19 protein-coding genes are annotated in these 24,209 nt (G+C 53.7%); 10 read left to right on the top strand and 9 right to left on the bottom strand.

What is annotated here, in order from left to right:
* Window positions 1–162 precede the first annotated feature (162 nt).
* A complete protein-coding gene (locus NSS64_RS20860) occupies window positions 163–3,297 on the top strand; it encodes an alpha-mannosidase (RefSeq protein ID WP_341141377.1) in 3,135 nt (1,044 codons plus the stop codon).
* Window positions 3,298–3,313: 16 nt separating this feature from the next.
* Window positions 3,314–4,453 carry a glycoside hydrolase family 88/105 protein gene (locus tag NSS64_RS20855; RefSeq protein WP_341141376.1) on the top strand — a complete coding sequence of 380 codons (1,140 nt, stop codon included), beginning with the start codon at window positions 3,314–3,316 and terminating at the stop codon, window positions 4,451–4,453.
* Window positions 4,454–4,760: 307 nt separating this feature from the next.
* Here the strand turns inward: NSS64_RS20855 and NSS64_RS20850 are convergent, their stop codons facing one another.
* The 9 genes from NSS64_RS20850 to NSS64_RS20810 form a co-directional block, all read right to left on the bottom strand.
* A complete protein-coding gene (locus NSS64_RS20850; RefSeq protein ID WP_341141375.1) occupies window positions 4,761–5,138 on the bottom strand; it encodes a hypothetical protein in 378 nt (125 codons plus the stop codon).
* A complete protein-coding gene (locus NSS64_RS20845) occupies window positions 5,119–6,048 on the bottom strand; it encodes a phosphotransferase enzyme family protein (RefSeq protein WP_341141374.1) in 930 nt (309 codons plus the stop codon). The genes NSS64_RS20850 and NSS64_RS20845 overlap by 20 nt, the downstream gene beginning before the upstream one ends.
* Before the next feature lie 23 nt (window positions 6,049–6,071).
* Window positions 6,072–6,524, bottom strand: coding sequence for a GNAT family N-acetyltransferase (locus NSS64_RS20840; protein ID WP_341141373.1), 453 nt, complete (start codon window positions 6,522–6,524; stop codon window positions 6,072–6,074).
* A gap of 87 nt (window positions 6,525–6,611) precedes the next feature.
* Window positions 6,612–7,067, bottom strand: coding sequence for a DinB family protein (locus NSS64_RS20835; RefSeq protein WP_340942920.1), 456 nt, complete (start codon window positions 7,065–7,067; stop codon window positions 6,612–6,614).
* Between the two features lie 59 nt (window positions 7,068–7,126).
* Window positions 7,127–7,705, bottom strand: a complete 579-nt coding sequence (locus NSS64_RS20830; RefSeq protein ID WP_341141372.1) for a hypothetical protein — start codon at window positions 7,703–7,705, stop codon at window positions 7,127–7,129.
* 4 nt (window positions 7,706–7,709) lie between these two features.
* Complete coding sequence (locus NSS64_RS20825) at window positions 7,710–8,234, bottom strand: GrpB family protein (RefSeq protein ID WP_341141371.1); 525 nt, start codon at window positions 8,232–8,234, stop codon at window positions 7,710–7,712.
* Window positions 8,235–8,892: 658 nt separating this feature from the next.
* On the bottom strand, window positions 8,893–9,324 hold the full coding sequence (locus tag NSS64_RS20820) for a GNAT family N-acetyltransferase (RefSeq protein WP_341141370.1): 432 nt from the start codon (window positions 9,322–9,324) through the stop codon (window positions 8,893–8,895).
* A 124-nt stretch (window positions 9,325–9,448) separates the two neighbouring features.
* Entirely contained in the window at window positions 9,449–10,378 is a 930-nt protein-coding gene (locus NSS64_RS20815; RefSeq protein ID WP_341141369.1) for an alpha/beta hydrolase family protein, read from the bottom strand.
* A 119-nt stretch (window positions 10,379–10,497) separates the two neighbouring features.
* Window positions 10,498–11,484, bottom strand: coding sequence for an alpha/beta hydrolase (locus NSS64_RS20810; RefSeq protein WP_341141368.1), 987 nt, complete (start codon window positions 11,482–11,484; stop codon window positions 10,498–10,500).
* Between the two features lie 210 nt (window positions 11,485–11,694).
* On the opposite strand from NSS64_RS20810, the gene iolG reads away from it, so the two are divergent.
* The 8 genes from iolG to NSS64_RS20770 all read left to right on the top strand — a co-directional run bounded on the left by iolG (window position 11,695) and on the right by NSS64_RS20770 (window position 23,804).
* Window positions 11,695–12,744: an inositol 2-dehydrogenase gene (iolG, locus tag NSS64_RS20805; protein WP_341141367.1), complete on the top strand. Its 1,050-nt coding sequence runs from the start codon at window positions 11,695–11,697 to the stop codon at window positions 12,742–12,744.
* 39 nt (window positions 12,745–12,783) lie between these two features.
* Window positions 12,784–13,623, top strand: coding sequence for a 5-deoxy-glucuronate isomerase (gene iolB / locus NSS64_RS20800; protein WP_341141366.1), 840 nt, complete (start codon window positions 12,784–12,786; stop codon window positions 13,621–13,623).
* 520 nt (window positions 13,624–14,143) lie between these two features.
* Window positions 14,144–15,154: a LacI family DNA-binding transcriptional regulator gene (locus tag NSS64_RS20795; protein WP_341141365.1), complete on the top strand. Its 1,011-nt coding sequence runs from the start codon at window positions 14,144–14,146 to the stop codon at window positions 15,152–15,154.
* 597 nt (window positions 15,155–15,751) lie between these two features.
* Complete coding sequence (gene iolC, locus NSS64_RS20790) at window positions 15,752–16,762, top strand: 5-dehydro-2-deoxygluconokinase (protein ID WP_339254693.1); 1,011 nt, start codon at window positions 15,752–15,754, stop codon at window positions 16,760–16,762.
* Between the two features lie 48 nt (window positions 16,763–16,810).
* On the top strand, window positions 16,811–18,271 hold the full coding sequence (locus tag NSS64_RS20785; protein ID WP_341141364.1) for a CoA-acylating methylmalonate-semialdehyde dehydrogenase: 1,461 nt from the start codon (window positions 16,811–16,813) through the stop codon (window positions 18,269–18,271).
* Between the two features lie 23 nt (window positions 18,272–18,294).
* Window positions 18,295–20,241: a 3D-(3,5/4)-trihydroxycyclohexane-1,2-dione acylhydrolase (decyclizing) gene (gene iolD / locus NSS64_RS20780; protein WP_341141363.1), complete on the top strand. Its 1,947-nt coding sequence runs from the start codon at window positions 18,295–18,297 to the stop codon at window positions 20,239–20,241.
* 94 nt (window positions 20,242–20,335) lie between these two features.
* The gene (iolE, locus tag NSS64_RS20775) at window positions 20,336–21,232 is read left to right on the top strand and encodes a myo-inosose-2 dehydratase (RefSeq protein ID WP_340995532.1); all 897 of its coding nucleotides are present in this window, start codon (window positions 20,336–20,338) and stop codon (window positions 21,230–21,232) included.
* A 304-nt stretch (window positions 21,233–21,536) separates the two neighbouring features.
* Complete coding sequence (locus tag NSS64_RS20770) at window positions 21,537–23,804, top strand: helix-turn-helix domain-containing protein (protein ID WP_341141362.1); 2,268 nt, start codon at window positions 21,537–21,539, stop codon at window positions 23,802–23,804.
* The last annotated feature ends 405 nt before the right edge of the window (window positions 23,805–24,209 follow it).

The raw sequence follows: 24,209 nt of genomic DNA, 5'->3' as shown, positions 1-24,209 counted from the left end.
CCGTTTACTATAGAAGTCCAAGCCGTTTCCACCTGTATATTATAGGCCCAAAAAAGCAAAATATGCAATGAATAGGGCCGAATACAGCAAGAGTAGGGTAGTTTTTGGAGTGGAAGGTTTGCTATAGTGACCATATGAAAGCGGATACAGGGAGTGATAGAGATGTTATTCACAGAAGAAAAGCTGATCAAACGCCAGGCTGAAGTGGAAAAGTATAGATATCTTAAGGTTCAGGAGCTTACAGAGTTCGCGTTCGCTGAGGATGAGGAAGGGGCTAACGGTGTATACCCGGAGTCGGTGTCCTTTGATGGCGTCATCAGGCTTCAGGAGCATTGGCGCGGGCGGGACCGTTACATCTGGCTGCGTACAGAGATCGTGCTGCCGCCTAGTCAGGCAGGCTTCAAAATTGCCGGCCGGTTTGATTTTGGCAAAACAGGGGACTTCAATAACTCCGGCTTCGAATCGTTGCTGTTCGTGAACGGATCGCCTTACCAGGGCGTAGATAACAACCATAGAGAAGTAATCTTCGGCGATGAATGGGGCGGACAGACGGTAGAGCTGGCCTTCCGGCTGTGGTCGGGGCTTGAGGGCGGCGGGCTGCCCAGAATTCAGGAGCACCGGCTCAGCGAAGCCTTCATCGGCTATCTGGACGAGAGCATTGATGACCTGTTCTATATGTCGAAGGCGGCGCTCGACACCTTCCGTTACCTTGGCAGAGACCAGCCGGAGAAGCAGTGGCTGTTAAGAGCGCTGAACGAAGCCTTCCGTCTGATTGACTGGTCGGAGCCGGGCTTGCCAGAGCATACTGCTTCGCTGTATAAGGCAGGCGCCAGTCTGAATCAGGCGATAGAGGCGATGCCGCAGACTTTTGACGTAACGCTTACGGCTGTGGGCCATACCCATATTGATGTTGCCTGGCTGTGGCGGCTGAAGCATACCCGTGAAAAGACCGCCCGTTCCTTCTCCACCGTACTGCGGCTGATGGAGGAGTTCCCGGAGTACCAGTTCCTGCAGACACAGCCTCAGCTGTACGCTTATCTGGAGCAGGATTATCCGGAGCTGTTCGGGCGGATCACCGAGAAGGTGAAGGAAGGGCGCTGGGAAGCGGAAGGGGCGATGTGGCTGGAGTCGGATTGTAATATCCCGTCCGGTGAGTCGCTGGTCCGCCAGATTATGCTGGGCAAACGCTATCTCCGTGAACAATTCGGGGTAGAGAGCAAGTACCTGTGGCTGCCGGATGTCTTCGGGTACAGCTGGGCGCTGCCGCAGATTCTCCGTAAATCGGGCATCGACACGTTCATGACGACCAAAATCAGCTGGAACCAGTTCAACCGGATGCCGCATGACACCTTCTGGTGGCGGGGGATGGACGGCTCGGAGGTGCTGACGCATTTCATCACGACCTCCGAGAAGGATGGGGCGGAGTACACGTATAACGGGCGGATGACGGCAGGGCTGCTGCGCGGAATCTGGAATTCCTATCAGGATAAGGAGATCAACGATCACCTGATGTTTGCATACGGCTGGGGTGACGGAGGCGGCGGGCCGACGCGGGAGATGCTGGAGCTTCGGCGGCGCTTCGACAAGCTTCCGGGCATTCCGAAGATTGAGATGGGCAGTGCCGGGGAATATTTCACCGGGCTGCATGAACGGATCGGGAAGGCGGAGTCGTTCGTACACACCTGGAACGGGGAGCTGTATTTCGAATGCCACCGGGGTACGTATACCTCACAAGCCCGCAACAAGAAATATAACCGCCGCCTGGAGCTGCTGCTGCGCGATGCCGAGTGGCTGCATACGCTGACGGGGGTAAGACAGGGGAATCTTGAAACCGCTTATCCTGCGGCTGAACTGACCGGGATCTGGGAGATTCTGCTGCGCAACCAGTTCCATGACATCATCCCCGGTTCGTCGATCGCTGAGGTCTATGAGGACAGTGATGCTGAATATGCAGAAGGCGAAGCGCGCTCACTGGCTCTGATTAACGGTGTTGTCCAAGAAAAGGCTGACAGCAGGTTCACGCTGCTGAACAGCTCGAACTGGAACCGTCCGCGTTATGCACTGCTGCCTATAGGATCAGCAGATTCCGCAAGTGTTCATGACGCAGACGGGAACCGGCTATGGCAGCAGCGGACGGCAGACGGGGAAGTATTTGTCTATGTTCCGTCTGTGCCTGCACTGGGCACGGCGGTGCTGAAGGTAGTACACGGACAAGCAGGCGAAGCCACCCAGGAGCCGCAGATTCAGCCGCTTGCAGCTGTATCCGGCAACACGCTGAGCACACCGCTTGTGGAAGTGGTGTGGAATGAGCAGGGGCATTTCACTTCGATGATCGACCGGAAGAGCGGCCGTGAGCTGCTGGCTCCCGGGCAGCGCGGGAATGTACTACAGGTGTTTGAAGATAAGCCGCTGGATTTTGAAGCGTGGGATATCGATATTTTTTACCAGGAAAAGATGACCGAGATCTCGCAGCTGACCGGATGTGAGCTAACCGAGAATGGTCCGCTGCGGGCGGTGCTGCGTATGACCTGGACCTATCACCGCACAGCGGTTACCCAGGATATCATCTTCTACCGTGATACTGTGCGGATTGACTTCCATACTGAGCTGGATTGGCACGGACATAACCAGCTGCTGAAGGTGGCTTTCCCGGTGGATATTCATGCGCTGGAGGCTACCTATGATATTCAGTTCGGTAACGTGAAGCGTCCTACACACTGGAATACGAGCTGGGATTACGCCCGCTTCGAAACGGTGGGCCATCAGTGGGCGGATATCAGCGAGAAGGGGTATGGCATTGCGCTGCTTAATGACTGCAAATACGGCTACGATATCAAGGATAGCGTGCTCCGGCTGACGCTGCTGAAATCGGCGGTGCATCCCGATCCGCAGCAGGATCAGGGGCATCATGAATTTACGTATGCCCTGTACCCGCATACCGGTGATTTCGTCGAAGGCAGGGTGGTCCAGGAGGCGTGGGAGCTGAATAACCCGCTGCGCAGTGTCGCAGGCGAACTGGAAGGGAACCCGCTGCTCTATATCGATGGTGCGAATGTGACAGTGGATGCTATCAAACGTTCGGAGGACGGCAAGGATGTGGTGCTGCGCCTGCATGAGTACGCAGGTTCCCGGACGCAGATAACTGTAGACAGTGCTTACTCTATAGACTCCTGGCAGGAATGCAACCTGATGGAGGAGCCGCTGGGAGACTGGCAGGAAGCAGAGGAGCTGAGCTTCCAGGTGAAGCCTTATGAGATCAGAACGTTCAGAATCAAGCTGCGCGGGGCGCAGAGCTGAGAGGAGAGAGGCTAGGATGGGAGCAGGAGAGAAGCAAGCGGTGCCGGTTAGCTGTGTGAGCAAGGAAGAGGTTATGCAGAAGCTGGACCTGGTCACGAATAAGCTGCTGAAGCTGGGCCGGCCGGATAATGAAGCGGAATTGCAGAACCTGGGGGAAGACGCGGGACGCCGGGGGTATTTTGCCAGAGACTTCGGGATGGAAGAGTGGGATTGGCCGCAGGGAGTGGGGCTGTATGGCCTGCAAAAGCTGGACCGGCATTTCGGGGACGGCCGTTATGCGGCATACACCAAGCCGTGGATGGCCCGGCAGCTGGAGAAGGGATTGCCCAGCCGGAATATTAATACGACTGCCCCGCTGCTGTCGCTGATGGAGCTGGAAGAGGCCAGAGAGCTGAGTCTCGAATGGATAGATTGGCTGATGCACGGCCTGCCCCGGACGCTGGAGCAAGGCTATCAGCATGTGACTACGGGGACTCAGAAGCATGAGGTCTCGCTTCATGAGAACGAGATCTGGATTGATACGCTGTTCATGGCGATTCTGTTCACTGCCAAAATGGGTGTGAAGTACGACAACCCGCAGTGGCGCGAGACCTCGCTGCATCAGCTGCTGCTGCATATTAAATATCTGTATGACAAAAAGACCGGCTTCTTCTTCCATGGCTGGCATTTTGCAGAGCGTCACAACTTCAGCGAAGCTTTCTGGTGCCGTGGCAACGGCTGGTTCGCGCTCGGTCTGCCGGAATATCTGGAGCTGATGCGGCCCTATCTGGCAGACGGAGTCTTCAGCTATCTCCAGCAGACGCTACAGGCCCAGGCCGAAGCCCTGCTCGCATGTCAGAGCGAGGACGGATTATGGCATACCCTGCTGGATGATCCCGGCAGCTATACCGAGACTTCGGGTTCGGCTGCGATTGCCGCAGGTATCCTGAACGGTGTGCGCCGGGGACTGCTCCCGGAGGCCTATAGCGAACCGGCTCTGCAGGCAATCCGTGCCATCCTGGACAGAATTGACGGCGAAGGCACAGTGCTCGGGGTGTCCGGCGGCACTCCCATCGGCGCAGCCAAGGAGGACTACAAAGGGATCATCATTGCCCCGATGGCCTACGGCCAGGCGATGGCGCTGGTCGCGCTGGGCGAAGCGCTGCATTACTGCTGAGGCGGGAGTCTAGACAGGGGCGAAGCGGGCTGAGTGATAAGAATTGAACAAGCGGCAGCCATGGACGAATGATTCGTCTGAGGCTGCCGCTTGTCGTATTGTTGGGGGAACGCACTGGGGACGGGGGCTGGCCTGTATGCGCAAACCGAATACATTTGGCGTTGGCGAGAGTGTGTGGCCGAATGTAATCGGAAAACCGATCACAATTGGTGTTGGCGAGAGTGTGTGGCCAAATGTAATCGGAAAACCGATCACAATTGGTGTTGGCGAGAGCGTATGGCCAAATGTAATCGGAAAACCGATCACATCAAGTATCCAATCCGTGGTCCTCATCAATGCACCAATGGAATTCGTCAACAATGGCCATCACCAACCCGGTTATCGCACGCTCCAATGGCTCATCTATCTTAGTTGCCGGCAGAATGACCTCGACCAGGTTCACCGCTTCAATCCCCTCCAGAGTGTAGTAAGCATAATTGCCATCCGAATTTGCGGAGATTCCCTTTACCCCGATATGCGCTCCATGGAATGCCTTCGAGAAAGATAAAGGACCGATTTTGTCAAAACCCATTAAACTAATAAAAAACCGCTCCAGTACCTCCGTCCTTACAGTCTTGGCGTAGCCCACAGAATGAATACTGATATAGTCATACACTTCACTCACCTCACGTATGCATATACTCAATCTTGCTTCTGTACAGATTCAGAATCCGCACCTGTTCCTCGCTAAGCTCCTCGAAGTTCCAATACATATGCATCAGGTTGTATTCAAACAGCTCTTTCAGTCTCATAAACAGCGGCAGTTTTCTGGACATCTCAGCGGAGAGGGGATGCTCTTCCTTATATCCGTCCGTGATTGCCTTGGTAATCGTGCGCTTATAATCCATAAGGTTCTGTCCGCCCGCGAATGAGTACTCCAGTGCAGAATAGATGGGCACAGCTAGATCGTAGGCATAATAATGTCGCTCACAATCCTGAAAATCAATCATCGTCAGGGCAGAGTCACTGTCCACCAGGGTATTGTTCAGCCACAGGTCGCCGTGGATGATGCCGTAGTTCGCCTCATCTTTGGGCAACATTCGGATCTGCTTGAGCACATCCTTCGCAATATCCCGTATGGCCCGCTCTTCAGCAGGAATGTACTTGAGAAAATCATATTCATCGTTATCATACCAATGCGGAATCGGCTGGGCAGCGTCAGACTGCTGATATTCTTTGCTCACCTGATGCATTCTGCCTATTTGCTGTCCGAGGGTTCTGAGGATGGTTTTGTCCCATTTGGCGCGGGGCAGGTGGATTCCGGCTGCCGCCCGGAACAAGACCACGAACTTCTCTTCTTCATTCAGCAGCAGGGTGCTGATAAGCGAATTATGTTCAGTAGGTATAACCTCCGGCACCCGTACGCCCCGATTGAACAGATAGGTTGTCCAGTTCACTTCAGCTAATTGTTCTTCATAGGTCTTATAATTCGTAATTCGGGCGAAAAATGTCTCCTTACCCGAGTGACAACGGTACATTTCGTTGGTGACCGCCTCCACATTGGAGAGTTGAACCGGATAGGTAGTATTCAGAAATTGCAATATTTGTGCTTGCATAGGTTGGTTAACCTCCATTTGACTTACAGATCCTGAGACAGGCGGATCATATCCATAACCTGCATCCCGTTCTCATAGATTTCTTCACTATAATGTCTGATGAAAAAGTCCCTGTCGATCCCCGTGATTCTGAATCCGCATTTCTGATACAACGCAAGCTGGCCGATACTAGAGTTGCCTGTGCCGATCTCCAGCGTTTTGAATCCGAGATGCTTAGCCTCCTGAATCGCGTGATTCACCAGTTGCTTCCCGATCCCCCGGCCTTGGAACTCCTCATCCACTGCAATATTGACCAGCTCGGCGGTCTCCGGTCTGGTAGGCAGTAACACATAGACTCCGACCACTTGTTGATCCGCCTCAGCAACGAAGCATTGTCCTCTTGCAATATAGTCCTTAACCAGCTTCGGTGCAGGGTCTGCCAATAAAAGCAATCCGGTTGGGGGCGGTTCATCTGTGTGTAACGCTCTAATTTCCATTCTAGCATTCGCTCCTTATTCATTAACAGGCCAGATGCAGCCAGTCCGTGATATGAAAGCTACCCTATTAACATTCGTGAAGTCCTGTTAGAGTCTCACAAAAGTGATGTAATCAACGGGAGCCGGTTCTGCCGATTCCATACGAAGGGCCCGGTTGATCTGTCCCCGGTGATATTGCCCATGTAAAAGCACCTGCAGCAGGATGTCCCGCACGGAGGTCTGGAACGAGGTTCCATTTTGGCTGCTGTAGCTAATCATCTGATCCAGCGCAGATTCTTCCAGCTTGCCGATATAGCTGCGGTATTGCTCAGCATTCTCTTCGAACAGTTGCCGGATTGCCGTCAGGTCTTCCGCTTCTTCCCATAATGCGTATTGTGTGCTGCCCTTACCCTGCAAGCGCGACAGCCAGACTTGCTCCGCCACCGCCACATGCCGCACCAGCTTCAGCAGCTCCGCGTCCTTCGTGTGACTCGCTTCAAGCGCTTCCAAAATCCGTCCGTCCGCCCAGTACAGATGGTCCATCATGCGCAGGATTGTCTTCATTTGAGTTCCTCCTTAGAGTTTTTTAGCTTATTTCCACTCATTCAGCCTATACAGAAAAGCTATTTAGGTAAGCTCCATGAATGAATTAGGGTCCCGTTCTTTTCCAATTGGCTGTAACGTATAGCATTCCTGTTCTTGAGTTCATCAAACAACTGATAATAGTCCCGTTCCAAGGCTTCCCAATCGCTATAATGTCCATTCCCCGCCGATTCTCCGCTTGGACAGCTGACATTGGTCTCATTGTACAGGATGCCATGGGAAGTTTGCCATTCAGGCAGGATGTCCTTCCATTCTCCAAATACATGCCCCCGCCACTGCTCCCCTAAAGCCGACCGTAACAGATTCTTATTCACAGGATCAACTGCCCTGAACATTTCCAGTCCGGCAGGACCAAGATCCATGAAGAGGTTCCCGCAATTGGAGCACTGGTAAGCGGATTTGAACAGTCTAGTGATTAAGGATCTAATCCTCATAGCAGCTTCTTCCTTATCCCGCGGCGTCGGACCCGATTTCTCAATAGCATCGTCAATCTCATCCATAAGATCATCCTGATCCTGGTCCGCAAGGAAGTATCCTTTATAGGGCAAATAATCCGTATTGTCGTGGATTCGGTGTCCGCATTCACATCTGAAATTCATCGGCTCACCTCGCATCAGAACGCAGGCTTGCGTACCAGGAAAGCGCCTGTTGTTCCATCGAGCTCACAAATGCTTTTTTGGCCGGGCCGTACTGGCTGGTATCCTCGAAGTGATCCGCTAATTCTTGTTTGAACTGACTGTATCTTGCCGCTTCCGCCGGATGGGCTCTTAAATAATCTCTGAATACGAGATGCCGTTCAATCTGAGGGTTGTCTGCCTGATAACAATGAATATGATGCGTTCTTGCCTCACCGCCTTTGCGGAATAGCCTTCTGCCGGGAATCCCCCAATCTCCACCTGCATCATATCCGAGCAAATGCATCCTATCGTTATATAAGTCTATCTTGTTAATGTCTTTTACAATACACATCATATCAATGACGGGTTTAGCTTTTAAACCGGGTACTGAGGTGCTGCCAAAATGCTCAAAACGTACAATTTCATCTGTGAATATTGTAGTTAAAAACGAAGCTTCCTCTTGGTAACGGTTAACCCAGTCCGGATTATAATCGCTTAGTCTAACTTTCATGAAAAACCCTCCTACGATACAGTTACTACAGGATCACCCTCTGAGTTGATTGGAACAACGGTTTCGCTAGGCTGTAATGCTACATTTCGAGACACAGCACCCTTATGAAAAACGGCTTCCACGAATGCGGCTGCAGCTTCTGCGGTAACGGCATGAATTGGAGCTGCATGGTTATCACCATAATGAAGCGGGATGTCAGAAAAATACATATGCTGAGCACCTTTTATCCGATAGAAATGCGCACTCTCCAAGGATGTAAAGGCATGGCGTTGACCTGTTAATAATTCTAATTACTCCCGCGTTATCCTACTCATCGAGTATAGTGGCTAGAGTGACCGCCAGGATTATTGGAATTAACATTGCAATTGTGCTGATTATTATAGCGATTAAGGATTTCTTTCTATCAGCCTTCATTTGTTGCAAACTCAAAGCTATATTAATGATTCCAAAGACAACACCAATCAGCGACGAGATGAACATGCCTCCAGTTAAGGCAATGAAACTAAGAATAAGTGCTATATTCCTATTAGCTTTCATAAGTAATCTATCCTTCTCTTAGATGCTTCCGGCAACACCTTTAATTTCCAATCTGCTTTTCCCAATTGAATAGACGTATGCTTGCCTGGGGGGGGCGGTAGTCTAAGCACTGGCTAACGAATTAACTGTTTTGAGAGAGTTCTTTCTTCAAATAATAATGAGTATGGCTGCCGGCATTATGTATCGTTCCGAACACTTCATACCCTTGCTTTAAGTAAAAGTCCAATGCCTGAAAGCTTAGGGTATCTAATTTGATGAAATCACATTTTTTTTCTTTAGCCATTTTTTCGGCTTCGAGCAGCAGTTTCTTTCCATATCCGAATTTCCTGTAGTCCTCGTCAACGAATAGATACTGTACCTCTAACCAGTTCCAGCATATTTCACCAGTTAGTCCGCCGTATACATTTCCATCGCTATCCTTCAAAAGAAGGTTGACGGCTTGATATCTGCCCTTCAATTCGTCAGGGAAATGTTTGAGATTGAATTCAATCATTTTGTTTGTAACATAAGATGTATCGTTTGTGCCGGGCGCTTTCACTATTCGTAATTGCATTTGGAACACTCCTTCAAGCAAGAGTTATGATAGCTTAAGTGTATCATTGAGTACCCGTATTTAGCTGTAAAGAACATTTAAAATTAAGCAATACTGCCCCTGCAACTACGTTTATCAATTCATGCTAAGTTCCTACAGGTTCACCCTCTGCGTTGATGGGAACAACGGTTTCTCCAGACTGTAAAGCGAAATTTCGGCCCGCCTCACCCTTACAAAAGACCGCCTCCATGAATGCGGTTGCAGCTTCTGCGGTAACGGCATGAACGGGAACTGCGTGTTGATCACCGTAATGAAGCGGAATATCCGAAAACGACATGTGCTGAGCCCCTTTTACCCGATAGAAATGGGCATTGTTCAGAGAGTTGAAGGCATAGCGCTGCCCATCGATATAGTCGTATGCAATGGTCTCATTCATTGATGCTGCCATCTCCCGGTACGCCGAAGCTTCTTGCCGCAGCAGCAGAACTGGGACAGCAGACTGTACGTCTTCGCGGCGTATGAGGTGAAAACTGGGATCGAGCAGGACAGCCGCCTTGATCCGGTGATCCTGCTTGGCGGCCTCCAGGGAGGCGGCACCTCCGAGCGAATGTCCCAGGACAGCAACCTTATCCAGGTCGAACAGCCCGGCGAGCTCAGCATCATCGGAGCAGTTAAGCGTCTCAAGAACGTCCATAACTGCGTGTATATATTGAACCCGGTTGTGGAGCAGACGGGACCAACTGGTGTAGTCGCTGCTTGCCAGCTCCGCCATTTCTGGTGCCTGCTTGAGATAGCTGCCATCTGGAAATACGGTGAAGACAGACTCATGCGGGGCGCTAATCGTAATTACCACGTAGTTTTTGGAGACTAACTTGGAAATCACTCCGAGATACATATCGCGTTCCACACCGAATCCAGGGGAGAAGAGTACGACGGGATACCCTTCTTGTTTTGGAGCCACTGCCCCGCCTGTTGTTACACTGGCAATGTTCAGGTTGTCCAGCTCAACGCCCATCTCTGTCAAAAGCTTAGCTGCCTCAGCCTGGCAAGGTGCGTACAGGTCGATACCCTTCACCGGTTCTCCCCCGATGGCTGGATAAAAAATGCTAATAACGAGTCTTGGGCTTCCTTCCAGAACCCTTATGAATCTCCCAAGCATGTTAGCTCACCTTTCTTAATGGATATATATTCCTACTAAATAGACGCCTGCTTGTCTGTTTGGTTGCGATGATTATCTCTTAATAAACTCAGTACTGAATCTACGACAGCTTGCGGATAATATAGTTGAATGGAATGCCAGCTGTCCTCTATCACGATCTGCCGGGTTTTTGCGGTTAACTGGAGGAGCTTCTTCTGCGCTTGTTGCCAATCCTCATTCTGCCTTCCGGCAGATAATACGATGATTGGTAATTCCGGAACTAAAGGCTCTGACTCTATTAATTGGAGGGCACTTTCTATAGTGCAGAGAGATTCCAGATATGCCGCTTTATACGCATTATTTCGATATCCGAGTGTATTCACTGTATGTTGAACTGGTGGAGGCAGCCGTTTGGCACCAATAGGTTGTTTTAATAGACGGGGCAACCCTATAGGGGAGAAAAGATAACCCATTCTTAGCCGTCTCAGGTGCCGCAGCCGCTCTTCATATCTGATTTGAATGAAAGTGGAGTCTATGTATCTTTGCTCATGTGTGGAGTCCACAAGAATAATCCCGGAGACCTCTTCAGGATACTTAGAAGCAAACAGCCGCATGATCATTCCACCATAGGAGTGCCCTACAAGAATGTATGGGGGTACTAATTCAAGCTGCGTCAATAATTCCCGCAAATCACGAACATAGCCTTCGCAAGTCGGCTCACTTATAGGTGTAGTGCTCCAACCGAAACCGGCCCGGTCATAGGAGAGGACCTTGGTATGCTTGGCTAATGCGGGCTGAACCAATGACCAATCCAGAGCACAACCGCCCATTCCTGCTTCTAATAGAATCGTCGGAAGATTACTTGTGTTGCTGCCGGTAACCATCGCATGGAGATGATGTGAGCCAACTGAAATCTTTTCTCCTGGAGCTTTATATTTATGGAGAAGGTATCTGGAAAGAGCCGCTTGAATCCATGTGAATGGAAGTCCGATCAGAGAAATAATTACACGAAGCAGGCTTTCGGTAAAATTAATTTTGCTCATGAGACAACACCTCTTTTCCTGTTCTAACTTGCATAATATAGGATTCATTTAATTGTTAAAGAGAAATCTCACGGTATCTATTTCCTATTTTATTTCGGCGTACGCTTATCTGATCTTTTTGAGAAAAGATTTGCTTGAAGCTTTCCCGGGCATGAAGTATACTATTCTCGGGAAGGTTAAGCGCTTACCCTCTGAGGAGGATAAGCGAACATGGTTAAACCGATTGTAGTTGGCATTATCGGAGCGGGAAGAATCGGCCGCCTCCACGCAGACAATCTGCGTGCGATGCCGTCGTTCAAGCTGAAGTCCATAGCTGAAGCTATGATGAGTGAGGAATTGCTGGCCTGGGCAGAGAGCAGGGGGCTTGGCTCTGTTTTTGCTGCGGGTGAAGATATACTGAATGATTCTGAGATTGAAGCGGTGTTCATCTGCACGCCAACCGATTCGCATGCGTCATGGATTGAGCGGGCTGCGCTTGCGGGTAAACATATCTTCTGTGAGAAGCCGATTAGCCTCTCCTCGGAAGAGACCCAGCGGGCTTTGCAGGCGGCAGAGGACGCTGGCGTGCTGCTGCAAGTCGGCTTCAACCGCCGGATGGACCCCAGCTTCCGCAAGCTGAAGCGGCTGGTTCAGTCCGGAGAGCTGGGGAATCCTCATATTGTGAAGATTACCTCACGTGACCCGCAGCCTCCCGGTGAAGCTTATGTACGTTCTTCCGGTGGGATGTTCATGGATATGACGATTCATGATTTCGATATGGCCCGTTATCTGGTAGGCAGTGAAGTGGCTGAGGTCTACACCCGGGGGGCGAACCTGATTGATCCGATGTTCGGCCGTTGCGGGGATGTGGACACCGCCGTCATTACACTGACGTTCGTGAACGGGGCGATCTGCGTGATCGACAACAGCCGGCAGGCCGTATATGGCTATGATCAACGGGTCGAGGTTTTCGGGACGCTGGGTTCGGCGACCGCCGACAACTGCCGCCCGACAACAGTGGAGGTATCCACCGCGACTTCGGTTACCCGCGATCAGCCGGAGCATTTCTTCCTGGAGCGCTATAACCAGGCATTCACGGAGGAGATTGTTGCGTTTGCCCGTTCAGTAAGGCTACAGGAGCCGGTGATCTGCAGCGGCCGTGACGGCGAAGCCGCACAGCTCATTGCTGAAGCAGCCAGAGCATCGTATCTGAGCGGACTTCCCGTCAAGCTGTCTGTAACTGCTGCGGAAGCGGGATTTTCTGAACTGCAGGCCTTGTAAGCGGATACAGATTCTTAAGACAGAGGAGGATGGATGAAGATGTCTGATCTACTGATTAAGGCCGGAGCGCCGGATAAGGATGGCTGTATCGCTGCGGTCAGCCCCGAGAGTGCCGGATGGAAGTATGTCGGGTTCGAGGTGTACCAATTGCAGGCCGGGGCTACCCTTACGCGTGATAGCGGGGGGAACGAGATCTGTCTGGTGCTGCTGGCAGGGAAGGCTGATATTCAAGTGGATGGCGAACGGTTCGCAGGTATCGGCGGACGCATGTCGGTCTTTGAAGATATGGCTCCTTACGCTGTATATGTTCCCGCCGGATCTCATTATGAAGTTACTGCACTGACAGAGCTGGAGCTTGGGGTTTGCCTTGCTCCGGGCAACGGCAAATATCCGGCACGGCTGATTACCCCGTCGGATGCGGCAATCGAGGATCGCGGCTATGGCAGTATGTCACGCAAGGTTGTTAATATCCTGCCTGAGCAGAGTGTGGCCGAGAGCCTGCTGGTGGTCGAGGTGCGCACGGGCGGAGGCAACTGGTCCAGCTATCCGCCGCACAAGCATGACCAGGATAACCTGCCGGCCGAATCCTATCTGGAGGAGACGTACTATCACCGGGTCAATCCCGCCCACGGCTTCGTGGTGCAGCGGGTCTATAATGATGACCGCAGTCTCGACGAGACTATTGCTGTTCCGGATAAGAGCATTGTGCTTGTGCCGGAGGGCTATCATCCTGTCTCAGCACCGCCGGGATATGACTCGTATTATCTTAACGTCATGGCCGGACCGGTCCGCACCTGGGTATTCCACAATGATCCCGATCATGAGTGGCTGTTCAAGCCGGGACAGAGCGTGCCTGCGGCTGCGTCAGCAGCAGAGTGAATAGAGTCGATTAGGGTAGAAGGTTATCTGGCGGCTAGGTAGACAAGTGAATGGATAATTATGGGGCTTCCGCGCAGCGGGAGCCTTATTTAGTATAGAGGAAATTGTGGATAAGTGGCGCGCAGGCGTGTAGCTCGAATATATGCGGAAAACAGCATACATTTGCTGGCGCGCAGGCGTGTGGCCCGAATGTATGTGAAAAACAGCATACATTTGCTGGTACGCAGGCGTGTGGCCCGAATGTATGTGAAAAACAGCATACATTTGCTGGTACGCAGGCATGTGGCCCGAATGTATGCGAAAAACAGCATATATTTGCTGGTACGCGCAGGCGTGTGGCCCGAATGTATGCGGAAAACAGCATACATTTGCTTGCGCGTAGGTAATCTCATTCACCTATAAGGGTTAATTAATAGCTGCGTTGGAGAAGACACACATACCCGATAGATAGACAGCGTGGGAGGACTTCCTTATAATCGAAGGATAAGAAGGCATGAACGCAAAGGCGGGCTTAATAACGATGAAACCTACGATCTATGATGTGGCACGGGAAGCAGGCGTATCTATCGCTACGGTGTCCAAGGTATTGAATAAGAGCGGCCGGATCAGTGACAAGACGCGGGAAAAGGTAGGGCGGGTCATGGAGGAGCTGAACTACCAGCCCAGTCTGGTAGCTTCTGCGTTGACCAGCCGCCGGACGGGTACCATTGGGCTGATGATCCCCGATATTGCCAATCCGTTCTTTGCGGAGACGGCCCGCGGCATCGAGGATTACGCCCAGGAGCAGGGCAGCGACTTAATCGTGTGCAGTACGGACCGCAGCGATGAGAAGGCGGCCCGGTACATCTCGCTGCTGCTGCGCAAACGGGTGGATGGCCTGATTATTGCCTCTCATACGGGGAATCCTGAGCTGATTCGCGGAATGGTGGCTGATCATGTGCCGCTTGTGCTGTTCTCAGCCGATATCCGTATGCTGGAGAGCAACAGCGTCACCGTCGATGATTACAAAGGCGGCTATCAGGCCACGGAATATTTGCTGTCCCTCGGTCACCGCAGGCTGGGAGTGATCTCTGACAATCTGCCGGGGAGCAGGCTGCGGGTGGAAGGATTCCTGGATGCGCTGAAGGCGGCGGGAATTTCTTTTGACAATCCGGCGAATATGATCCACACCTCGGCAACGCTGGAGAACGGGCGTACGGCAGCAGCAGAAATGTTGAACCAGGCACAGAACATACGCCCGACCGCCATCTTTGGCTGCAATGATCTACTGGCGATCGGGGTACTCAAGGAGGCGCGCAGTGCGGGCCTGTCCATTCCCCGCGACCTGTCCGTAGTCGGCTTCGACAATACGATGCTGGCAGAAATCTGCCATCCCTCGCTGACCAGTATCGCCCAACCTCTGCGCGAGATGACCGAGCAGGCGATGCTTCTGCTGAATGAATCAATCAGTAACCCCACCAGCCCCAAGCGCAAAATCATGCTGATGCCCGAGCTGGTCATCCGTCATTCGACGGGTCCGGTTCCGCACTAACCACACATTATCTATTCAAGACCTGTTCCGGCTGCGGCTGGGAGCGGGTCTTTTTTTGCGTGCTGTATTAGTGTGGAAGAGCGCGATTGTGTGGAGGGACATGGACCGGATGTATGTGGAAAACCGAACATATTGGGTCAGTGAGCCGGTGAGTAGGCAGATGTATGCGAAAAACCGAACACAATTTTTCCACCTGTTGTTCCGAGGGGGATCTTCCCCTTCAGTGCATTCCATGCGATTATTGATATCGCTTTCAAATTGAGGATTGCCAAAAGCGCGCTTCTAAACTATACTAAAGTAGAAAATTAGGTTAAGCGCTTACCCTCCCCCAGAGATGAAATGAAACATTCTGATCCAAAGGCAACAATCAATCGTTGAAATACTCAACCTACACGCCAAGTTATACGCCAAATGACTCTTACAGCAGCATATCAATCTAACCTTACGTTAATGCGATGTATAGCTTCATTGTACGAATTACAACTTTACTGTGTAATTTACAGCCTCACTGTCCAATTAATTTCATTGTCCGATGTACAGCCATTCGTGTTACCGAACGAATTACCTTTTCCCTAGCTTGATCAAGGAGGCATCACTATGAACGGTTTACAGTTCGACCCTGACCGGCGGCTGGATGTAGTTGCTGTTGGCCGGTTGTGTATTGATTTGAACGCCAATGAGACCGGGCGGCCGATGGAAGAGACGATGACCTTCACCAAATATGTCGGCGGCTCTCCGGCCAATATTATCATTGGTGCAGCGCGGCTCGGGATGCGTACCGGCTTCATCGGCAAGCTGGCCGACGACCAGATGGGCCGCTTCATCCGCAGCTATCTGCGCAAGGATGGCATCGACGACAGCCAGGTGTGCGTGGACCGGACGGGTGCGGTGACGGGGCTGGCTTTTACAGAAATTAAGAGCCCGCAGGAATGCAGCATTCTAATGTACCGCGACCATGTGGCCGATCTGCTGCTGAACACGGAGGAGATCTCGGAGGAGTACATTGCCAGCTCCAAGGCGCTGCTCATCTCCGGTACGGCGCTGGCCCAGAGCCCTTCCCGCGAAGCGGTGTTTCTGGCGCTGGAATTCGCCCGCAAGCATAATGTGACCGTGTTCTTCGATCTCGATTACCGCCCTTATACCTGGACATCAGCCGCTGAGACAGCGGTCTACTATAACCTCGCTGCCGAGAAAAGCCACTGCATCATCGGCACGCGCGAAGAATTCGACATGATGGAGAATCTGTATAATCTGGCAGGCGCCGATGATCAGGCGACGGCAGCGCGCTGGTTCTCTCATCAGGCGGAGCTGGTGGTCATCAAGCACGGCGGCAGCGGCTCGATTGGCTATACAGCGGATGGGCAGAGCCACCGGAGCGGGATTTTCCCGGCTAAGGTCCTCAAGACGTTCGGTGCAGGCGATTCCTATGCGTCAGCCTTCATCCACAGTCTGATGAGCGGGCACAGTGTCAGTGAGGCGATGCGGCGCGGCAGTGCCTCGGCCTCGATTGTCATCTCCCGCCACAGCTGCTCCGATGCTATGCCAACCCTGGAGGAGCTGGAGGAATTCCTGCGAACGAACGAGGAGGTTACGGCAGGAGCGCAATAAGTAAGGGTAGTCGGCAGACTTTATATAGAACAGAAGGAGTGGACATGAATGACAGAGCAAACGGCACAAGTACTCAAAAATTATATCAACGGGCAATGGGTAACAGCCGATACGGAGCAGACGGAGCCGGTAGTGAATCCGGCCACAGGTGAGCTGCTGGGCAGAACGCCTCTATCCGGCAGAGCCGATGTGGACCGGGCGGTGGCGGCGGCTAAGGCCGCTTTTGCAGGCTGGTCCGCAACACCGGTTCCGCGCAGAGCACGGATTCTGTTCAAATATCAGCAGCTGTTGGTCGAGAATTGGGAGAAGCTTGCGAAGATCATCACCCTGGAGAACGGCAAAAGCTTCAAAGAAGCCTACGGCGAGGTCCAACGCGGCATTGAATGCGTAGAATTCGCAGCAGGTGCTCCGACACTGATGATGGGCCGGCAGCTGCCGGATATTGCGACTGGCATCGAGTCAGGCATGTACCGCTATCCGATTGGGGTGGTCGGCGGGATTACCCCGTTCAATTTCCCGATGATGGTGCCGTGCTGGATGTTCCCGCTGGCGATTGCCTGCGGCAACACCTTTGTGCTGAAGCCTTCGGAGCGTACACCGCTGCTGGCGGCCCGCCTTGCGGAACTGCTGGAGGAAGCCGGACTGCCTAACGGTGTGCTGAATGTGGTGAACGGCGCGCATGAGGTGGTGAACGGGCTGCTGGAGCACCCGGATGTGAAGGCGATTTCTTTTGTCGGATCGCAGCCGGTGGCGGAATATGTGTACAAAAAAGGAACAGACCACCTGAAGCGTGTCCAGGCGCTGGCCGGAGCGAAGAACCACTCCATCGTGCTGGCGGACGCGAACCTGGAAGCCTCAGCCTCCCAGATTGTGAATGCGGCCTTCGGCTCTGCCGGGGAACGCTGCATGGCCTGCTCGGTGGTAACGGTGCAGGAGGAAGTGGCCGATGAGCTGATCTCCATTCTGCTGCGGGAGTGCAATAGCATGACCATCGGGAATGGGCTGGAGGAGGATACGTTCCTGGGGCCGGTGATCCGTCAAGGCCATAAAGAACGGACGGTTAGCTACATCGAACAGGGCATCGCCGAAGGCGCGAAGCTGCTCAGGGATGGCCGTGAGGATGCGGCGGTACAGGGAGACGGTTATTTCATCGGACCTACGCTGTTCGACGGGGTGACAGAGGAGATGAAGATCTGGCAGGAGGAGATTTTTGCGCCGGTGCTGTCGGTGATCCGGGTGAAGGATGTAGCCCAGGCGGTGGAGATTGCGAATCGCTCGCGGTTTGCGAACGGAGCTTGTATCTTCACCAATGATGGCGGTAAAGTCCGTTACTTCCGCGAACATATCGAGTCCGGCATGCTGGGCGTCAATGTTGGAGTGCCTGCACCGATGGCGTTCTTCCCGTTCTCGGGCTGGAAGGATTCGTTCTACGGCGATCTTCATGCGAACGGAAGCGACGGGGTGGAATTCTATACGCGCAAAAAAGTCGTCACTGCCCGCTGGCAGTAGACAAGGCGAAGGGAGGACATGAAGTGGAACGTATCCGATTAACGACAGCGCAGGCGCTGGTTAAATTTCTGAATCAGCAGTATGTGGATTACGGCGGCGGGCCGGAACGCTTCGTGCACGGGGTATTCACCGTGTTCGGGCATGGCAATGTACTTGGATTGGGGCAGGCACTGCAGGAGGCACCGGGAGAGCTGACGGTGTATCAGGGACGCAATGAGCAAGGGATGGTTCACGCGGCAACCGCGTTCGCCAAGCAGAGCCGCAGACGGAAGATTATGGCCTGTACGGCTTCAGTAGGGCCGGGAGCTGCTAATATGCTGACGGCTGCTGCAACAGCAACGGCGAATCAGATTCCTGTGCTGCTGCTGCCGGGAGATACCTTCGCTACCCGCCAGCCTGACCCGGTGCTCCAGCAGATGGAGCATACGTATAATCTGTCGATCACGGTTAATGACGCCTTCAAGGCAGTCAGCAAATACTGGGACCGTGTCACCCGGCCGGAGCAGCTGATGTCGGCCATGCTGAACGCGATGCGGGTGCTGACGGATCCGGGAGATACCGGGGCGGTTACGATTGCGCTGCCGCAGGATGTGCAGGGCGAAGCCTGGGAGTATCCGGCTGATTTCTTCCGCAAGCGGATTCACCGGGTCATCGCCCGGCTGCCTCATCCACAGGAGATCGCGGCTGCGGCTGAGCTGATCGCCGGCAAGCAGCGGCCGCTGCTGGTCTGCGGCGGGGGCGTCCGGTATGGGGATGCCGGAGCGGCGCTGCGTGCTTTTGCCGAGAAATTCGCCATTCCGTTCGGAGAGACCCAGGCCGGCAAAAGCGCCGTAGCCAGCAGCTTCGAGTACAACCTCGGCGGCATCGGCGTCACCGGCAACGGCTGCGCGAATGCGCTGGCCCCGGAGGCCGATCTGGTGATTGGCGTCGGCACCCGGTTCACGGACTTCACCACCGCCTCGAAGAGTCTGTTCAGTCATCCTGAGGTGGAATTCCTGACGCTGAACGCTTCGCCATATCATGCGGCCAAGCTGGATGCGCTGGCCGTGGTCTGCGATGCTGCCGAAGGCTTGAACGCCTTAGCCGCAGCGCTGGAAGAGCGGGGATACCGCTCTGCGTATACGGCTGAGATCGCCCAGGCAAAGAAGTCGTGGGCTGCGGAGAGAGAACGCTTAGCTGGCGTGGAGTATCCGGCGAACACCGATAACACAGGGGCGTTCATTCCCGAGGTAGCCGGTCATCTCGATGAGAAGCTCCCGGAATATGCAGAGGTGTTAGGCACTTCGCTGACCCAGACGCAGGTGCTGGGGATCATTAATGAAGCTATTCCGCAGGATGCGATTGTCATCGGAGCCGCAGGCAGTCTGCCGGGAGATATGCAGCGGATGTGGAACTCGGAGGTGCCGGATACCTATCATATGGAATACGGCTTCTCGTGTATGGGCTATGAGATTGCCGGGGCGCTGGGCATCAAGCTGGCTGAGCCGGGGCGTGAAGTCTACGCGCTGGTCGGAGACGGCAGCTACCAGATGCTGCATTCCGAGCTGGTAACCAGCTTACAGGAGAACCGGAAGATCAACGTTCTTCTGCTGGATAATGCAGGCTTCGGCTGCATTAATAACCTGCAGATGGAGCAGGGAATGGAGAGCATGGCAACAGAATTCCGCCACCGGGGTACGGACGGCCAGCTCAGCGGTGAGCTGATGCGGATCGACTATGCGGCGAGTGCGGCCGGTTATGGGGTGCAGACCTTCCGCGCGTCTACAGTTGAGGAGCTTCGCACGGCCCTGGCGGCGGCCCGCCAGTCGGAACGTTCCACGCTGATCGACATCAAAGTGCTGCCGAAGACGATGACTCACGGCTATGGGGCCTGGTGGAATGTCGGGGTTGCGGAAGTGTCCGGCAAGGAAGCGGTGCAGGAGGCTTATGACCGGAAGCGCAGCGGACTTAAGACAGCCCGGAGCTACTGAGCGGGCGCTGAATGTGCGCGAAGCAGGGCAGACGGCGCACAGGGAATCAAGGATTCTGCCACACTTGGGATAGTGGAAGGGGTAGAACATGAGCATGTTCAGAGACAATGCCGTCCGGCTGGCGATCGCTCCGATTGCCTGGACGAATGACGATATGCCTGAGCTGGGGGGCGGCAATACGTTCGAGCAATGCATCAGCGAGATGGCGCTTGCCGGATATGAGGGCAGCGAGGTGGGCAACAAGTATCCGCGTTCCCCGGAGCGGCTGCACAGGGCACTGGAGCTGCGCGGTCTGAGTATCGCCAGTGCCTGGTTCAGCGCCTTCCTGACGGTGCGCCCATATGAGGAGACAGCGGAAGCCTTCCGTGCGCACCGGGATTTCCTGCATGAGATGGGCGCCAAGGTCATTGTCGTATCCGAGCAGGGCCGGAGCATTCAGGGGCAGATGGATACGCCGTTGTTCGCTGATAAGCCGGTATTCACCGATAGCGAATGGACCACGCTCGCAGAGGGTCTGGGCGGACTCGGGCGGCTGGCGGCAGAGAAGGGCATGACGCTGGTGTATCACCATCACATGGGCACCGGGGTGCAGACCGCAGCGGAGATTGCCCGGCTGATGGAGCTTACAGATTCTAATGAAGTATCACTGCTATACGATACGGGACATCTGGCCTTCTCCGGCGAGAATCCTCTGGAGGTGCTGCGTGAGCATCTGCCGCGGATTAAGCATGTTCATCTGAAGGACATCCGGCCGGAGGTAGTCGAGCGGGTGAAGGCAGAGAACCTAAGCTTCCTTCAGGCGGTAAAAGCGGGAGCCTTCACTGTACCGGGGGATGGCTGCCTCGCGTTCGGAGAGATTTTTGCCGAACTGGCTGCCTCGCCCTATACGGGATGGTTCGTTGTTGAAGCGGAGCAGGACCCGGCGCTGGCCGATCCGCTGGAATATGCAATCAAGGCGCGGCGGTATATCCGGGAGCATAGCGGTTTGTAGCCTGCGGGTTTAGGGTGACCGCCTTAGGATAGTTGATGTATAAAAGAGTATATGGTTTGAACATCTCACCCTTCGGGGTGATTTTGTTATTGTACGGGCTGCGGGTGGAATGACTTTATCTGGTTAGCTGGAGGGGAAGCGCATGTGCTATAATGGCAGGAATTCGAACGGCGGTTAGTTCTGCCAGTTGCACAGTTGAAATAGGCCTGATGTCCAGGATTGCCGCAGAGCACCTTTGGATGACGGGTGTTTGAAGCGGCCGGATACGGCCGGGTATCCTGATGGTTGTGGAGGAGGTTGACGAATGTCCCGTTCCTGGTATCGCCGGTTGCTGCTGTCTTATTTCCCTATATTTCTGCTGACGGTGACGATTCTGATCTTTGCCTCATTTGTGTTCATTAATGATATCTCCCGGACGGAGACGAAGAAGGCAGACCGCATCTCCGCCAGCTATCTCAGGGATAGTGTAGACCGGACGATCAAAGAAGCCGAGCTGTCGGTGCTGGATGCGGTAGAGCGGAGCGAGGTCTACAAACGTTATTTCAATACGCAGAGCCAGCCGGACCAGGCGACGATCTATGCGGTTGCCCAGAGTCTGCGCAATCTGATACAGGAATCCTCATATATCCAGTCGGTGTATTTATATGACCGGGTGCGTGGAAGCGTTCTAACCGATACGGGGCTGAAGGAGCTGGAGGGATTCGCCGATGAGGACTGGATCAGGGCCATGACTTCGACTCCGGCAGTACCGGAAGGCTGGCAACCGGTCAGGGATTATCATTCCGGTCTGTCCCAGCGTACAGAAATTCGCGTACTGACTACCAATAAAGCAATGCCGCTTCCTTTCGGCTCCGGGGGGATACTGGTCATCAATATCAAAATGAGTGCCCTGGAGCAGCTCATCGACAGCATGGTTAACCAGCAGCTCTCGTTCATGACTATTCTGGACGGCAATGGCAACACCGTATACCAGGCTCATTCCGATACAGAAGGTGCTGCTGACGGCAAGGTGCTGAACACACTTAAGCTGGAGAGAAACGGCTGGACGTTCGCAAGTGGAATCAAGGCGGGGAATCTGTTCAGCTGGGTCTCTGTGATCTCTTATCTCTGGGTAGCGATTGCGGTGGGAACTGTGGTCTGTGCGGTATTGTATCTGATCTATGTCACCCGGCGCAATTATAAGCCGATCCAGGTGATTATGAACCGGATTGAGGGCCATCAGATCCGCACGATGGATCAGTCTACCGACAGGCCGGACGAGATGATGCTGATTGACGGCGTGCTGGAGAATCTGATTAACCACATGACCGATTATGATACCAAAACCAGGGAGAACCTGCTGCTGCAGCGCAGCAAGCTGTTCACCGATCTGCTGCACAGCGAGCGGCTGGAGCAGGTGACCCAGCGGCTGGAGGAGCTGTCGCCGCTTACCGGCGCCCAGGCCTCATCGCGCTTCATGGTTGTATTAGCCGAGATTAACCGGTATGAGCAGGTCTTCGAGGACCGCTATACCCGCGGCGACCAGAATACGCTCAAGTTTGCCCTGATGAATGTGTTCCAGGAATTGGCGCGGAGTGCGGAGCTGCAGGGCTGGGCAGAGTGGGTAGGAACCGAACGTGCCGCGATTCTCTTCCTGGCAACCGGCAGCGATAAGGAGATGGAGGCCAAGATCCGCATCTTCGCGGAGGACTGCCGCTCCTGGGTGGAGCAGAATCTGCGGATCTCGCTCAGCTTCGGGATTGGCTCCGCAGCAGCCGGGCCGGCCAAGATCCGGGAGTCTTATGCGGCAGCCGAATATGTCATGCAGCATAAGCTGCTGATCTATGGGGATATCGCTCTGGCAGAGAGCGGTGAAGCGCGCCAGCCGCTGCTGGAGACGTATAAATATCTGCAGATGATCGCGGAGTTCGTGAAGCACTTCCGCATGTCGAGCGGACAGTGGCGGGAGCAGCTTGAGCGGATCTTCGAGGCGTTTGAGCAGGATTTCCTGAAGGACGAAGAGATCCGTTCCTTAATTCAGGCTATGCTGCAGATGCTGGGCCGTGAAGTGGCCGTAATGTCCGAGCAATTGCAGGACGAGCTGTCGGCGGAGAATGCGCAGGTTCGGCTGAAGCAGCTGGAAGAGGCCGAGGCGATTCATGAAGTGAAGGCTATTTTATTCGAATATGTCACCGATTTATTCCGCACCTATGTCTCTGTCAGCGAGACCAAAAGCTACCGGGCCATGGTCAATGAGATGAAGGATTATATCGAAGAGAATTTCGCTAATCCCGATCTGTCGCTGAAGCATCTGAGTGACCGGTTCCAGGTCTCCGGCAAATATGCCAGCTATCTGTTCAAGACGGAATTCAAAATGAAGTTTGTAGACTTCCTCACGGAACTGCGGATGAAGGAAGCGGAGCAGCTGCTGGCGGAGACGGATTATTCCCTGCAGGATATCGCGCTTCAAGTAGGGTATGCGAATGCCATTTCCTTCGGCAGGGTATTCAAACGGATTGCCGGCATCACACCGGGCGATTACCGTTCTTCCAGACGCCGCGAAGCAGCCTCCAGATTGGAGCCGCAGGACTAGAGGAAGTTTCACTATGGAAGGAATTCCGTTAGCCAGTGAAGCATAGGATTCATCTGCTACAACCGTGTAAGCTCCAGGCCGCATCCCTCGTCCGCTAACCTCCGAAAAAGGGTGCGAACAGCGATGCGGCCTGTATTTTTGCCCATGTGAAAGCGGTTTATCGTACGAAAATCGTTGGTCGGATAAACCGGATGTCCGAATTCAGGCGCTTTTGCCCATCCGAAACAGGTTTATTGTCAGACCCCCAAAGGTATGGAATACTGTGGTCATCCCGAAGCAACAAGCAAGCAGCCTTGAACACCACAGGCCGAAATTGCTTGAGGGACACTGCTAAGAATCGGGCACTATAGAAGCTCGGGGGTATCATGAAGTCACCATTATAGCCTGCTAAGGCGAGGGAGATGG

This window comes from Paenibacillus sp. FSL H8-0122 (assembly GCF_038005345.1).
Taxonomy (GTDB): Bacteria; Bacillota; Bacilli; order Paenibacillales; family Paenibacillaceae; genus Paenibacillus_AQ.
The sequence above is the reverse complement of the archived record's forward strand: the minus strand, read 5'-3'. Positions and strand labels throughout refer to the sequence as shown.